Below are 15,363 nucleotides of genomic sequence, written 5' to 3'. Positions count from 1 at the left end.
AGGATCGCACTGAGCCAAGTAGGAGCAAGGCTTGCCCGCGATGGCTTCACCCCGATTGCAAGCCTGATTAATGCTATTTCAGCAAGACAGAATTGCCATCGACCCAATTGATAGCCCACTAACCAAAGGTGCATGCTAGAGGGCTGAATCGGGTCTTATATCATTCCGAATGATAGTTACCTTCGCCTCATTCGATTCGTGCGATACCAACCCGCCGAGCATCATTCGCCAATCTCAACACATTGGCGGATGCATCCATGGAACAGTCACTCAAACATTTGCGCTTCCCGTTGGCCATGTTGGCCGTACTGGTGATGAGCGCCTGCGGCAAGGCCCCGGAAACTGCCGCCACGATGCCAGCGGCGAAAGTCAGCGTGGCCAAGGTGCTGGAGCAACCGGTCAACGAGTGGGACGAGTTCACCGGGCGCCTTGAAGCGCCGGAAACCGTTGAGATTCGTCCACGGGTCTCCGGCCAGATTGACGAAGTGGCCTTCACTGAAGGCGCACTGGTCAAGAAAGGCGACCTGCTGTTCCAGATCGATCCGCGTCCATTCCAGGCTGAGGTCCGCCGACTCGAAGCGCTGGTAGCCCAGGCTCGCGCCAATGCCACTCGCAGCGAAAACGAAGCCCAGCGCGGTGAGCGCCTGCGCACCAGCAACGCGATTTCCGCCGAATTGGCCGACTCGCGGACCAGCGCATCGCAAGAAGCCCGCGCTGCTGTCGGTGCCCTGCAAGCGCAACTCGACCTGGCCAAGTTGAACCTGAGCTTTACCCGCGTCACCGCGCCAATCAGCGGTCGCGTCAGCCGTGCGGAAATCACCGCCGGCAACCTGGTCACCGCCGATACGACCCCGCTGACCAGCCTGGTCTCCACCGACAAGGTCTACGCCTACTTCGACGCTGACGAGCGTGTGTTCCTCAAGTACACCCAGCTCGCTCGCCAAGGCAAACGCGGCGCCACCACTCCGGTTTACATGGGCCTGTCCAACGAAGACGGCAACCCGCACCAGGGCGTGATGAACTTCGTCGACAACCAGGTCAACCCGAAGACCGGCACCATCCGTGGTCGCGCCGTGTTCGACAACAGCGACGGCAGCTACACCCCAGGCTTGTATGCACGCCTGAAACTGGTGGGCAGCGGCACTTACAACGCCATGCTGATCAACGACGAAGCCGTCGGTACCGACCTCGGCAAGAAGTTCGTGCTCGTGATGGATGCCGACAACAACACCGCTTACCGCGCGGTCGAGCTGGGTCCGAAAATCGAAGGTCTGCGCATCGTGCGCAACGGCCTGAACAAGGACGACACCATCATCGTCAAGGGTCTGCAACGAGTGCGTCCAGGCTCGCCAGTCACCCCTGAAGTGATCCCGATGGCCAGCGAACAAACTCTCGCGGCCCTTGCACAACAACGACAAGCGCTGGAAGCCAGCAACCTGCCACAAGTCGCGCCTGCCAAGGTTGCGCCGGGCACGGCTGTGAAACTGGCTGCAGCGACCCCACGCGGTTAAGGGATAACGACTCCGATGAATTTTTCCCAATTCTTCATTTCACGGCCGATCTTCGCAGCGGTGCTTTCGCTGCTGATCCTGATCGCCGGCGCGATCTCGCTGTTCCAGTTGCCGATCAGCGAATACCCGGAAGTGGTACCGCCGACCGTTGTGGTCCGCGCCAACTTCCCGGGTGCCAACCCTAAAGTCATCGGTGAAACCGTGGCCGCTCCGCTGGAGCAAGCGATCACCGGCGTCGAGAACATGCTGTACATGTCCTCGCAATCGACCGCTGACGGCAAGATCACCCTGACCATCACCTTCGCGCTGGGTACTGACCTGGACAACGCGCAGGTGCAGGTGCAGAACCGCGTGACCCGGACCGAGCCAAAACTTCCCGAAGAAGTGACGCGCATCGGTATCACTGTGGACAAGGCGTCGCCCGACCTGACGATGGTTGTGCACTTGACCTCGCCGGACAAACGCTACGACATGCTCTACCTGTCCAACTACGCCCTGCTCAACATCAAGGATGAGCTGGCGCGTCTGGGCGGTGTCGGTGATGTGCAGTTGTTCGGCATGGGCGACTACTCGCTGCGGGTGTGGCTCGATCCGAACAAGACCGCTTCGCGCAACCTGACCGCCACCGATGTGGTCAACGCGATTCGTGAACAGAACCGTCAGGTGGCTGCCGGTGCATTGGGCGCGCCCCCTGCCCCGAATGCCCAAAGCTTCCAGCTGTCGGTCAACACTCAGGGCCGCTTGGTCAGTGAGGAAGAGTTCGAGAACATCATCATTCGCTCTGGCGACAACGGTGAAATCACTCGCCTCAAGGACATCGCTCGCGTTGAACTGGGTTCCAGCCAATACGCCCTGCGTTCGCTGCTGAACAACCAGCCGGCGGTGGCGATCCCGATCTTCCAGCGTCCTGGCTCCAATGCCATCGACATCTCGAACCAGGTTCGGGGCAAGATGGATGAACTGAAGAAAAACTTCCCGCAGGGCATGGACTACAGCATCGTCTATGACCCGACGATCTTCGTGCGCGGCTCCATCGAGGCGGTGGTTCACACCCTCTTCGAAGCGCTGATCCTCGTGGTGCTGGTGGTGATCCTGTTCCTGCAAACCTGGCGCGCCTCGATCATTCCGTTGGTGGCGGTGCCGGTATCGTTGATCGGTACGTTTGCCGTGATGCACTTGTTCGGCTTCTCACTCAACGCCTTGTCGCTGTTCGGCTTGGTGCTGGCGATCGGTATCGTGGTCGACGATGCGATCGTGGTGGTGGAGAACGTCGAGCGGAACATCGAGCTCGGACTGACGCCGGTCGAAGCGACCAAAAAAGCCATGGGCGAAGTAACCGGCCCGATCATTGCCACGGCACTGGTGCTGTGTGCGGTATTCATTCCGGCAGCGTTCATCTCCGGTCTGACGGGGCAGTTTTACAAGCAGTTCGCCCTGACCATTGCGATTTCGACGGTGATCTCGGCCTTCAACTCCCTGACTCTGTCGCCAGCACTGGCTGCGGTATTGCTCAAAGGCCACGACGCGCCGAAGGACCGTTTCTCCAGGATTCTGGACAAGCTGTTTGGCGGCTGGTTGTTCCGTCCGTTCAACCGTTTCTTCGAGAAAGCCAGCCACGGTTATGTTGGCACCGTTGCCCGTGTGATTCGCTCAAGCGGTATCGCCCTGCTGCTGTACGCCGGCCTGATGGTCCTGACGTTCTTCGGTTTCTCCAGCACCCCGACCGGTTTCGTACCTGGCCAGGACAAGCAATATCTGGTGGCCTTCGCGCAATTGCCGGACGCAGCGAGCCTGGACCGCACCGAAGACGTGATCAAGCGCATGTCCGACCTGGCCCTGAAACAGCCTGGCGTGGAAAGTGCGGTGGCCTTCCCTGGCCTGTCGATCAACGGCTTCACCAACAGCCCGAACGCCGGCATCGTGTTCGTGACCCTGAAACCGTTCGACGAGCGTAAAGACCCGAGCATGTCCGCCGGTGCAATTGCCGGGGCCTTGAACGGCCAGTTCGCCGGGATTCAGGAAGCCTACATGGCGATCTTCCCGCCGCCGCCGGTACAAGGCCTGGGTACCATTGGTGGTTTCCGCCTGCAAATCGAAGACCGGGGCAACCTGGGCTACGAAGAGCTGTACAAAGAAACCATGAACATCATCAACAAAAGCCACAACGTGCCGGAACTGGCAGGCCTGTTCACCAGCTACACCGTGAACGTGCCGCAGGTCGATGCCGCTATCGATCGTGAAAAAGCCAAGACCCACGGCGTGGCCGTCAGCGACATCTTCGACACCCTGCAGATTTACCTGGGTTCGCTGTATGCCAACGACTTCAACCGCTTCGGTCGTACCTATCAGGTCAACGTTCAGGCTGAGCAGCAGTTCCGCCTCGAATCCGACCAGATCGGCCAGCTGAAAGTGCGTAACAACAAGGGCGAGATGATCCCGCTGGCGACCTTCATCAAGGTCAGCGACACCTCGGGCCCGGACCGCGTGATGCACTACAACGGCTTCATCACCGCTGAAATCAACGGTGCGGCAGCCCCCGGCTACAGCTCCGGCCAAGCGGAAAAAGCCATCGAGAAACTGCTCAAGGAAGAACTTCCGAACGGCATGACCTACGAATGGACCGACCTGACCTACCAGCAGATTCTGTCCGGCAACACCGCGCTGTTCGTGTTCCCGCTCTGCGTATTGCTGGCGTTCCTGGTGCTCGCCGCTCAATACGAAAGCTGGAGCCTGCCACTGGCGGTGATCCTGATCGTACCGATGACCCTGCTGTCGGCCATTACCGGCGTGATTGCCTCCGGTGGCGACAACAACATCTTCACCCAGATCGGATTGATCGTACTGGTGGGGCTTGCCTGTAAGAACGCGATTCTGATCGTCGAGTTTGCCAAGGATAAACAGCTGGAAGGCATGAACCCGCTGGCTGCGGTACTCGAAGCCTGCCGTCTGCGTCTGCGGCCGATCCTGATGACCTCCTTCGCGTTCATCATGGGTGTGGTGCCACTGGTGTTCTCCAGCGGTGCCGGTGCCGAGATGCGTCATGCCATGGGTGTGGCGGTGTTCTCCGGGATGCTCGGGGTGACGTTCTTCGGTCTGTTGCTGACGCCAGTGTTCTACGTGTTGATTCGTAACTTTGTCGAGCGCGGCGAGAAGCGCAAAGCTGCCAAGGCCACCCTGAAGCTGGAGTCGCATTGATGAGTTTGAAAGCTTTCCTGCCGAGCCTGCTGGTACTGGCGCTGAGCGCCTGTGCCGTCGGCCCGGACTACAAGACCGAAACCCTTGAACCGGCCAACATCACCACCGCTACTGATGGTGCGGCCGGTCAGAAAAACTTTGACCGCTCGCGTTTCGAAGGCATCTGGTGGCAGCAATTCGAAGATCCGACCCTCAACCAGTTGGTCACCGAATCGCTCAAGGGCAACCGTGATTTGCGTGTCGCCTTCGCTCGCTGGAAAGCGGCGCGGGCGATCCGTGATGACGTCAGCAATGACGCCATGCCGACCATCACCAGCCGGGTCAGCAGTGATTTGGGCAAGGGCCAGATTCCCGGCCAGACCACCGACCGGGTCAACAGCGAACGCTACGACCTGGGCCTGGACATGGCGTGGGAGATCGACCTGTTTGGCCGCATCCAGCGCAACCTGGAGTCGGCCAACGCCGAACAACAAGCGATCGAGGCCGACCTGTACCAACTGCAAGTCACCATGATTGCCGAATTGGTGGACGCCTACGGTCAATTGCGCGGTGCACAACTGCGGGAAAAAATCGCCCTGGCCAACCTGGAGAACCAGCAGGAGTCGCGCAAGATCACCATCAGCCTGCGTGATGCCGGTGTCGGCGATCAGCTGGACGTGGAACGCGCCGATGCGCGTTTGGCCTCGGTCGAAGCCAGCGTGCCGCAATTGCAGGCCGAGCAGGTGCGGCAGAAAAACCGCATCGCCACGTTGCTGGGTGAGCGCCCGGACAAGTTGACCGTGGACCTGAGCCCGAAAGACTTGCCGGCGATTGCCAAGGCTCTGCCGATCGGTGATCCGGGTGAACTGCTGCAACGTCGTCCGGACATCCTCAGCGCCGAACGCAAACTGGCCTCGGCCACGGCGCGGATTGGCGTAGCCAAGGCTGATCTGTTCCCGCGTGTCAGCCTCAGTGGCTTCCTCGGTTTCACCGCCGGGCGTGGTTCGCAGATTGGTTCCTCTGCGGCCAATGCCTGGGCGCTTGGCCCGAGCATTACCTGGGCAGCATTTGATTTAGGCAGTGTGCGCGCCCGTTTGCGTGGCGCCGATGCCGATGCCGAAGGCGCGCTTGCGACCTACGAGCAGCAAGTGCTACTGGCGCTGGAAGAATCGGAAAACGCCTTCAGCGATTACGGCAAACGTCAGCAGCGACTGATTTCGCTGATTCGTCAGAGTGAGTCCAGCCGTTCCGCTGCCAACCTCGCCGAGATCCGCTATCGCGAAGGCACTGCCGACTTCCTGGTGCTGCTGGATGCGCAGCGTGAACGTCTGGCGGCCGAAGATACGCAGGCCCAGGCCGAAGTCGATTTGTATCGCGGCATCGTCGCGATCTACAAGGCCCTCGGTGGCGGCTGGCAACCGGAGACGGTCGCCAGCAAGTAATACGGTTTTCTAAAGAGCTCCTTTGGTTGGCCGCAACCAACCAATTTTTTTGCCCCGCGTATCATTCGGTCGCGGGGCTTTTTTTGCCTGCTGAATATTGAATTCACCATCGTCACCTGTGGGAGCGGGCTTGCCCGCGATGACGTAGGCACATTCAACATTGAGGTGACTGATCCACCGCTATCGCGGGCAAGCCCGCTCCCACAGGGTTCAAGGGTGAACCTGAGAATTGTGGTCTTCCTGCACGGTCACCGTCGCCGTCGTCCCCGCCCGCAACTTGTCCTTACCCGCATAATCCCCATCGATCTTGATCCGCACCGGCACCCGCTGCGCCAGTTTGACCCAGGTGTAGCTGGGGTTGATGTTGGCCAGCAAACGCCCGCCCGGCAGGTTTTCGCGGTCGGCGATGGCGAAGGCGATGCTTTGCACGGTGCCGCCAAAACGCTCGCCACTCATCAACTCGATATCGACGCGGTCGCCCTCGCCGATTCGTGGCAGCTTGGTTTCTTCGAAGTAGCCGCTGACATAAAACGAATCGCTGTCCACCAATGCCACCAGCGGACCGCCCGCTGTCGCGTAGTCACCCTGGCGGGTCAACAGATTCGTGACATAGCCGCTGACCGGCGATTCCACCCGCGTTCGCTCAAGATCGTGTTCAGCCTCGGCCAATGCAGCGATCGCCAGTTGCACGTTGGCCTGGGCAAAACCCAGGTTGGCCTGGTTGCGCAGCAAATCGGCCTCGGCCACGGACACATCGGTATTGGCTTTTTCCCATTCTTCGCCGGAAATCGCCGAACGTTCCTTGAGCGTCCGCCGTCGCCGTTCCTCGCTCTGCCGCTGCCTGAGCAACGCCTGGCTGGCGACAATCGTTGCTTCCGACTGTCCCAGCGACGCCTTCGACACTTCCACTGCTCGCCTGGCATGTTCCACCGCCAGGGCGTAGCGCGAGGGATCGATTTCGAGTAACAGTTGGCCCTTGTCCACATGCTGGTTGTCTTGCACGTTGAGTTTGACGATTCGTCCGGCGACATCGGCGGACAAGGTCACCACATCGGCGCGCACCCGCGCATCCCGGGTCCAGGGCGCACGGGTGTAATGCTCCCAGGCAAACCATCCGAGCACAAAAGCCAGCAGGACCACGGCCAATGTCGAGAGGTGGGCGAGGATCTTCTTCAAGGCATCAGGCTCCCATCAGCAGAATCAGCGTTGCGCATATACAGGCGTACAGCGCGCCTTCAAACAAGGCTTCATGCCAGACGAATCGCAGCACGCCGAGGCGTCGCAGAGTCCAGTCCAGCACCAGGAAAATCGGCAGGCCCAGCAGCAATGCCTGGGCAATCGGCGGCAGGTAGACACCGCCTATTTCCAGATCAATGGGCAAGTGTGGGTTCTCCTTGGGGTGCTTCGGTTTCGAAATGGCGCCGGTGCCGCTCCAGGAATGACACCACGATCAGCAACGCCACGCGCATGCGAAACACTGACCACAGGTGTTCATGGACGCTGGAATGCAGCGTGTCGAGTTCATCGCCGAGGGTATGCAGGTTTTCAAGCACACGATCGACCTCGATATTCGGCCGACCGGCGACCAGTCGCCCGGTTTCCCGAACGGTGGCGGCCAACCGTTCTTGCGTTTGTTGGCTCAGCAGCGCGTTGCCTTGCGCCTGCTGCCTGAGCTGGTTCAAGGCGATGCCCAGCGCCATGCAACCGAGACTGACTTCGAACAGGTCGCGCGCGGGCTTGTCCTGGATGGCGGGCAACAGGCCGAGCATCATGGTCAGGCGGTCGACCATACGGCTCTCGAAGGCAAACTGGTTGTCATCGGTAGGCGGGGTTTTCAGCAAGGCATTGACCTGCTCGCAATTCTCTTGGTACAGCCGACGCATACGCAGCACCGGCCTGAACGGGAAGATCAACGCGTAGACGCTCAACGCCAGCGTGGCGGCGCAGACATAGGCACCGGCAAATTCGAACCATTGGATCGCAGTGTTCTGCCCCAATCCGGTATTTTGCGGCCCCAACAGCAAAAACGTGGTCAATCCCAGACCGATCCCCGTCCCCGTAGTGGGCGGACTGGACAACCCCACCGCAACGGCATACAGCAATGGCACCAACAACAAGGCCAACAACTCGAAACTGCTGATCATCGGCACCAGCGCAAATTGCAGCACCGCCGACACCACCAGCGCCAATCCCAATCCGCGCGCATAACTCTGCACAGCCAGCAACGGCCGGGGAAACGTCGCCATCAGCGAGCAAAGAATCCCCGTTACAACCATCCCGCCCCGGGCGCCGTCCCAACCGGTTTCGATCCAGATCAGGCCGGCCACCATCAGCGCACAATACGCGCGGATGGCATTCATCGTTGCCAGGGTGAAATCCAGGTGCAGCGGGTTGCTTTGGCCGCGATAGACGCTGCTGGCCCCGCGCCCGCTCTGGATCACATCGCTCAACTCCAGAATCGTCTCAAGTTGCTGCAGCATGCGCGCCTGTTCCCAGCGCAAAGACCAGGACAGCGAGCGCAAGGTGGCCTTTAGGGGCTCAACCAGTTGTTCCGAACGGTAAGCCAGTGCATCGAAACGCTGCTGCAACAGCGAAAACTGCCGTCGTTGTTCGGCCGGTAGCGCACGTCCCTGGCGCGCCAGTTCATCGAGAAAAACCAATTCTTCGCTGAGTAACAGCCGAATCTCTTCAGGTATCTCGCCTTCCCAGCGCGCCAGCAACAGCTCACGCTGATGGCGCAACGCGGTGAGCCGCGCCGTCAGCAGCACCAGTTGATTGCCGAGCAACTGCACCAGGTCGTCGGCACTGCGTAAACGCGGTGCGTCGTAATACAGATGCCGACGTACCCCTTCCAGTGCGCTGATCTGACCCAGCAGCTGCATTTGCCGACGATGGAAGTCTTCTTCGCTTTCCTCGGTACGAATGACTGCACTGGCATGGGTCGCCAGCAGTTTGATCACCTGATCGATACGGGCGAAATAATCCTTGGCCACGGCCTCCGGGCGCGCGGTCAGCAAGCTGACGACGCAGACGCAAGCCACCGCCAGTAGCGTCTCGGTCACCCGGGTCACGGCCAGCAAAAAGGTGCCGTCCTGATCAGGGACCGCCAACAATCCAACCACCACCGCCGTATAGCCGCTGAGCACAAACGCCTGGGAACTGGTGTAGCGAAGTAAAGTGCCACCGGCAGTGCACAGCGCCAGCCACAGGGACAAGGTAATCAGAAAAGGCACTGGTGCCTGAGGAAAGATGGCCATGATCATCACGGCCACCGCCGCACCCACGGTGGTGCCGATAACCTGACCAAAACTGCGGGCCAAGACCATGCCACCCAACGGCTGGCTGATGATGACCACGGCCATGATTGACCATTTGGGTTGTTCAAGATCAAACAAAAACGCCAGGTACAGGGTCAACAGCCCGGCCGCGATGGTTCGCAAGGCAAACAGCAACACCCCGGGGCTGGGGTGGAGGATCGCTTTGAAATATTGCAGCAACGCTTGCATGGGACTGCTCGTCGAGGCACCTCCAGCAAGCGTAGTCATTGCTGGAGGCCTCGACAGGTATCAGTGTTGAAGCAGGTCCAGGTTATTCATCCGGACCCTGGTTTGCTCTCGCCTCGCCTTTCAACTGCGGGTTGTTGGTGAGGTGGTTGTTGTATTCGCCTTCCTCGATTTTTTAGGCGCCGGGTTTCTCATCGGTGGCGCCGGTGGCGTGCTTGACGCGATGTTGCCGGCCAGGGCGTTTGGGTTTGGATAAAAAACACCATTTGCATCGTAGGCGCCCAGTATTTTTGACGGTGGAATGTTCGTTCCGTAGTTGATTTCGAGAGGTTCGAATCCCAGCCTTGAGCGCGGATGAGCCGCCAGATTGTGGTTGCGATACAGATGAAACCCTTCAAGGTCCTTACCGTTGATCACGTAGGTGTAACCACCTTTTGCGCCGCCATATTGATAGGCACCTGCGCCACTTTTCTTGTAAAAAGCCGACGTCGATATTCCCATACCATCAGGATCGAGTGCATCTTTCCCGCCGCCAAATCCTCCCCGCATTCCATTCACCTGATTGATGTCGGATACAGAGGTGCGCAATTGGAACCCCTCTGAAAAAACTTCGCTTGGAGGCCTCATGTCTCCACGCATGACCACGCCTTTATACACGTAGCCTTTTTCGGGGCCTGCATAATACGTAATGCCGGTCGTATCCATTAGTTTTTGCGCAACCTCTGGGCCTTCTCCCAAACGATTCATTCTATTCGCAGTGCGATAATTGATGAACTTCCTGTTAACCACCGAGTTGATCTCAAAACTATCCTTCGCGACAGGCGGGATCCACTTAGGCAGCTTTTGAGCTTTTTTAATAATGGCTGGGCGGGACTTTTTTATCGGAATGTATTTAGCGACATCATCAGGTAGGCGCCCTGATGACCTCAAGCGATTAAAAATCTCTGAGTGAATTCGGGACTTTTCACGACCTGATAAGACTTTACCTATTCGTTTGCTAACAAAGGGCCCGATCAGCTCAAAAACTGCTCCGCGCAAGGCGTTGGCTTTATGCTGCGCCGCAAGCTCTTGATCGTCTTCCAGTTCACCTCTTACGAAGTCAGTTCCCGCAGATCCGAAACCAAACAGCATGGACAAACCCGCGGTTACAGCACCCGGCCCGGGCAAAAATGCTGTACAAGTCGCCAGCATCGCCAGCGCATCAGCTACAAACTGCAATATCGCATCGGTAATGCGCTCGTTTGAGGTAGAGCTTAGTATGTCGATACCGATGGTTACTTGTTCAATCTGTCGCTTGAAGAGTTCTGTAAAAATCGGCTCTGCCGCGCTGTCTTCCCATCCAAATAGAATAGGGTCATATGCTATTTTGTAGTCGATGTGATCAAATATTTTAGAATCAAAGCGAAAAAAATCGAAAAAACCAGGTTTTTCAATCTTCGAATTTGCTGGATAAAAACCACCCAGATTGTATTTGAAATCGCTAGCGTCACGCCCCAAAAATTCCTTTAGGGATATTCGCTTGGATAATTGGTCTCTGAGCTCCGGAAATTTTTCTATTGACTTCGTTCCTTGCAACAAATCAAGGGGGTACTCGATAACAGTGCTATTAACTCCAAAAAACACAAACAACCCGGGAGAACCCTTGGGACCGCGTAGATAGAGCGCGTTACTCACTTCATCCGGCGTGCTTAGAGCCCCGTCACGAATAGATATCGTCTGGGCTTTGAATTTGCCATCAAGAAAATCGTTGGCAATCTTTTGGTTTTCGGCCGAGAGCCCTGGTTGTTGCAGATAAACCTTGAGAATTCTTCGCAGTTCATTCTGCTTATCAAGCTTCCAAAGCTCAAATATTCCAGGCTGAGAAAGCACCTCATCTTTTTTCAATTTGTAGGCGGCTTCGAAATCGTTCTGCTCTACTGTGGCTTTAAATTCTCCGGTGCATCCATCTGGCCAGGATATGGTAATTTCCTCACGCCCAGATTTTTCTTTCTTGTGTTGCCCCGCAAATAGCTGAGCAAGGTCAAATTCTTTATATCGATATTGATAGAGAGGCTTGTGAATCTCCCTTTCCGTACGGCGCAGCCTAAATTCAACCTTGAATTTTTTTTTGAAATTAAGTCTGAATTTTAGATGTGCGGGCAGATTAGAGCTGGCAATCGCTTCGTCAATGACAGTGCGTATAAATATCGAGGGGTCTGAAATCAACTGCAGATCATCAAGAGCCTTTATAAAGCTTTCCGCCGCCTGACCGACCATGACATCTGCGGTGTTTTTTTCACCCACTGTCGCTGAATCGTCCGCATTTAATGAGCGTTGCCCCGCCTCGATCAGCCAATGTGCAGGTGCCGATACAGGTGCGGACACTTCACTCACTGCTTTTTTCAAGCTGGAAGGCGCCGCATCCTCCTCCCCGCTACGTTTATTACGCGCTTTGGCGGTTGCTGCGTCCAGAGTCGATACACTATTTTGAGTGGGCTCAGGGAAGGTCGCTGAATCATTCTCTGGCCCAATCTCGAACTCACTTTGTGCGTCTAAACGGGCCAACTCGATGACATCTTGCAGATAATCCTGATAGGTCACAGTTCCCATTCCAGGTACAGACTGTTGCAGAATTGCCTCGATATCTTCTATTAGTTGTGGGTCATCAGAAGGGTCCAGATATTCCGACTCGCTGATACGATTTCTCACCGCGTCAGCAAATTCCGGTAGCTCTTCAAATATCTCATCAATGCCTTCGAGTGTTTTTTCAAAGATAAAAAACGCCTCATCCGGCGTATCGTCCGGTTCGGGAGCTACGCCTGCCAAAGGGTCAACCCAATCTTTAACGTCAGGCAGAAACCAATGGTTGTATAGATTCGTCAGCGCGACATAAAGGCTAAACGTAGCCAAGGAACGTCCCGGATTACGCTCAATCAAGTTACCCGTTTGACTCAACACCGCAACGCCCGAATCGAGTAAGCGGCCACTCATCCTGGCGAGCCAATCGCGCAATTGCTCTCCCAATACTGCAGTGTCTGGCAAGCTGGACCAAACCGAACCCTCGGCTGTCAGGTCTTTGTCCTTTTGATTGAGCATGACCACAACTTCATCAAGCTCGTCGGCATAGGCACTGCTCCAGGGAGTAATGCTGCTCAAGACCCGGTTGAAAATGTCGTCTACTTGCGCTGCGAATTGCCTTAATGTAGCCGGCGACAGAACCGTAATGGGCGTCGCATCGGATTGAGGTCCAGAAAAATCAATCGACGGCGCCTGCAAATTGCTGATCCCACCCTCAGTCTCGGGTTTGCCTGAAAAATCGAGCGGTCGGCCGGTTGATATATGGCTACTGTCCAGTTTTAAAGCGCCGAAAGTATCCAGTGCATTGCAGACGTACAAAAATTTACCTGCAAAACTCTCGGGTATACGTGGACCCGAGTTACCAGCGCTCGTGTAAAAGTTAGCGTGGGACTCAAAACGTTGAAAGTCACCCAGCAACGTCGGAGCGGGATCTTGTGGCTGGATTGGCTTCAATAACGGCTCAACGTTATCGGCTCCAGAGCGGACTTCCGACTTCAGCGGTCTGTTAAACCTCAGTGAAATCAATGCATCTGGTTTCCCTTCCATTGGCGCAGGTGAAACACCCTGATAACCGGGCTTGAACTGATCGCAGACGGCCTCGACCTTATCAACAAAGTGATCGTTTCCCGGCAATGTATTACTAAATGCAGCGATCAACTCAGTCAGGTTCTTTAGCGCATCCTTGGGTGAAGGACGCAGTTCACAGTCGTCCTTGAGCATCAGCCACGCGCTGAAGAGATCGGCGTTAATGGAGCACACATATTGCCTGGTATCCTGGGTTATGCTCTTGATGGCTTCCCACTGTGCATCGGACACCAACTCCTTACCTGCAATTTTCCGGCTCAGAAGTGCGCTCGAAATATCCAGCCTGGACTGGATGTAATCGACAACACCCTTCGCGCCTTGGTCACTCGAAAACCTTGTTTTTTCTCCAAGCGCTGCTTGCCATTGACTCGGTGGAAGATGGCAGAGCACATCAACCATGTTCTTCAGTCTTGCCTTGCTCAGCGTCGATGGCCGCCGGATTGAACGCAGCATTGCACTGGCAAACAATCCGCTCATGGCCTTGCCGGTGTCCGTTTGCAGAATGCCGCTACTGAGCATATCGAGTATTTCCTGCTCCGGGAGCGTTGCACTCGTCAAATATTGTTTGAGTGCTGCCCATCGCTGATCAAGATCGGCCTGATTGACAAACACTGGCTTGAACGTCAATGAGGAGCAGTCGAGTACCGGAGGCGCAATGTCACTGTCCGGCGCAATACGAGCCGGCAAATGGTCGGTAACAGGAAGTCGTAGGCGACCAGTACTGTTGCCGGCAGCCAGGACAGTATTTGAAGTTGAGGTTCGCGGCTGTGCCCCGACATTGGATGTCGAGCGTGACCACACGCCCCCGGTACTCGTTGCATTCAAGGCAGGTGGCATTTCTTCTTTTCCGTCAAAGTTACCTTGATCAAGTTTATTCAGGCACCAGAAATACCTCTTTCATAAATCGCCTATTGTTTGACTCACAGCCCCACCTGACCGAAGCTGGCAACTTTGCCAAAGCTTGCCAGCTCCCGGATTCTGCATGCCCAAGTCCCGCCGCAACCTGCTCATCAGCCTGTCTATCCTGATTGCCATCGGCCTTGCGTGGGCGTTCCTGCGCAGTACAACCCCCGTGGTGCCGGAGGCGATCAAGCGCGGTTACAGCGAGGCACTGGCGGCAGCACGCAACGGGCAGCCGGGGGCCGCGCGGGTGCTTTACCAACAATTGGCGCGACCTGATATTTCGCCCAAGCGTCGCGTCTGGCTGCATGCCGAATTGCCCAATTACCCCAGTTCCGTCGCCCTGAAACTGGCGGATGCCGACTTGCAGCATGAGTCGCCCGATGTGCGCATTGCCGCGATCAAAAGTATCAGCGGCCTGGTACCCAGCGGTCAGCGCAGCCTCTTGCTGGGGCCGCTGCTCGATGACAGCGACCAGAACGTACGCTTTGCTGCGGTCAACGCATTGCTGGGGTTGTCGCCGGATGATCTTGGCTTGTATTTCGGGCCGTTGGAGCAAGCCATCGATGCCTGGCAGCAAGTGCTGAAAAATGCACCGCAAAGTGCTCAAAACGAATATCAGCTGGCCCGCCTGTATCTGCACAATGCCGAATTCAAGGAAGCCCAGCAGGCGCTGGACAACACCTTGCGCCTTGCGCCAGACAACCTGCCGGCGCTCGTGATGCAGATCGAAGTGCTGGACAAACTGGGCCAGAACGACGCCGCCCGACAACTATTGGCCAAACAACTCAAGGCGCAGCCTGACTCAGCCTATTTGCAACACGCCCTGGGACTCTGGTTGCTGCATCACGACCAAAGCGAATTCGCCTTGCTGGGCCTTTCGAAAGCCGTAGAGCTGGAGCCGGACAACAAGGATTACCGCTATGACCTGGCAACCACGCTGCATGGCGAGCAGGAACTGGAAGCGGCGCAGAAGCAGTTGCAGGAAATCGTCCAGCGCCACCCGAACGATCGCCGGGCGCGGGTGCTGCTGATCAATTACTGGAAGGAAAGCGGCCAGTTGCAGAACGTGCAGATTCTGTTGGCCCAACTCGAACAGCTCAATCCCGACGATCCTGCCTTGCAGCAGGGCCTGTAAAGCAAAGATCGCAGCCTTCGGCAGCTCCTGCAGAGAAATATGATCAACCTGTA

The 15,363-nt window shown here is 56.9% G+C and carries 8 protein-coding genes; 4 read left to right on the top strand and 4 right to left on the bottom strand.

All coding sequences use genetic code 11. The features are described from left to right. Positions 1-257: 257 nt before the first annotated feature. From mexE to ACW9JC_RS22480, 3 genes are read left to right on the top strand one after another with little or no spacing between them, the layout of a single operon-like run. Positions 258-1,511, top strand: coding sequence for a multidrug efflux RND transporter periplasmic adaptor subunit MexE (gene mexE, locus ACW9JC_RS22490; protein ID WP_457457679.1), 1,254 nt, complete (start codon positions 258-260; stop codon positions 1,509-1,511). Between the two features lie 15 nt (positions 1,512-1,526). Beyond that, the gene (locus ACW9JC_RS22485; RefSeq protein WP_457457677.1) at positions 1,527-4,706 is read left to right on the top strand and encodes an efflux RND transporter permease subunit; all 3,180 of its coding nucleotides are present in this window, start codon (positions 1,527-1,529) and stop codon (positions 4,704-4,706) included. Next, positions 4,706-6,127: an efflux transporter outer membrane subunit gene (locus ACW9JC_RS22480; protein ID WP_457457675.1), complete on the top strand. Its 1,422-nt coding sequence runs from the start codon at positions 4,706-4,708 to the stop codon at positions 6,125-6,127. The genes ACW9JC_RS22485 and ACW9JC_RS22480 overlap by 1 nt, the downstream gene beginning before the upstream one ends. A gap of 210 nt (positions 6,128-6,337) precedes the next feature. Here ACW9JC_RS22480 and ACW9JC_RS22475 read toward each other — a convergent pair whose 3' ends face one another. The 4 genes from ACW9JC_RS22475 to ACW9JC_RS22460 all read right to left on the bottom strand — a co-directional run bounded on the left by ACW9JC_RS22475 (position 6,338) and on the right by ACW9JC_RS22460 (position 14,073). Then, positions 6,338-7,303 (bottom strand): HlyD family efflux transporter periplasmic adaptor subunit, encoded by a 966-nt coding sequence (locus tag ACW9JC_RS22475; RefSeq protein WP_457457673.1) that lies wholly within the window; start codon positions 7,301-7,303, stop codon positions 6,338-6,340. A 4-nt stretch (positions 7,304-7,307) separates the two neighbouring features. Next, positions 7,308-7,508 carry a DUF1656 domain-containing protein gene (locus ACW9JC_RS22470; protein ID WP_457457671.1) on the bottom strand — a complete coding sequence of 67 codons (201 nt, stop codon included), beginning with the start codon at positions 7,506-7,508 and terminating at the stop codon, positions 7,308-7,310. Continuing rightward, complete coding sequence (locus ACW9JC_RS22465; protein ID WP_457457669.1) at positions 7,498-9,633, bottom strand: FUSC family protein; 2,136 nt, start codon at positions 9,631-9,633, stop codon at positions 7,498-7,500. Before ACW9JC_RS22465 ends, ACW9JC_RS22470 begins: the two co-directional genes overlap by 11 nt. Before the next feature lie 120 nt (positions 9,634-9,753). Then, positions 9,754-14,073 carry a hypothetical protein gene (locus tag ACW9JC_RS22460; protein WP_457457667.1) on the bottom strand — a complete coding sequence of 1,440 codons (4,320 nt, stop codon included), beginning with the start codon at positions 14,071-14,073 and terminating at the stop codon, positions 9,754-9,756. 181 nt (positions 14,074-14,254) lie between these two features. Here ACW9JC_RS22460 and ACW9JC_RS22455 point away from each other — a divergent pair, with 181 nt between their 5' ends. Then, positions 14,255-15,310 (top strand): tetratricopeptide repeat protein, encoded by a 1,056-nt coding sequence (locus ACW9JC_RS22455; RefSeq protein WP_457457665.1) that lies wholly within the window; start codon positions 14,255-14,257, stop codon positions 15,308-15,310. Positions 15,311-15,363: the final 53 nt, after the last annotated feature.

It is taken from the genome of Pseudomonas sp. SDO5591_S426 (genome assembly GCF_054070755.1).
This window is presented reverse-complemented; position numbering and strand designations above follow the sequence as displayed.

Bases quoted from the DNA above. Each gene is read 5' to 3' on its own strand.
- ACW9JC_RS22485 (WP_457457677.1), top strand. From the start codon at position 1,527: ATGAATTTTTCCCAATTCTTCATTTCACGGCCGATCTTCGCAGCGGTG.
- ACW9JC_RS22480 (WP_457457675.1), top strand. From the start codon at position 4,706: ATGAGTTTGAAAGCTTTCCTGCCGAGCCTGCTGGTACTGGCGCTGAGC.
- ACW9JC_RS22465 (WP_457457669.1), bottom strand. From the start codon at position 9,633: ATGCAAGCGTTGCTGCAATATTTCAAAGCGATCCTCCACCCCAGCCCC.
- ACW9JC_RS22455 (WP_457457665.1), top strand. From the start codon at position 14,255: ATGCCCAAGTCCCGCCGCAACCTGCTCATCAGCCTGTCTATCCTGATT.
- mexE (WP_457457679.1), top strand. From the start codon at position 258: ATGGAACAGTCACTCAAACATTTGCGCTTCCCGTTGGCCATGTTGGCC.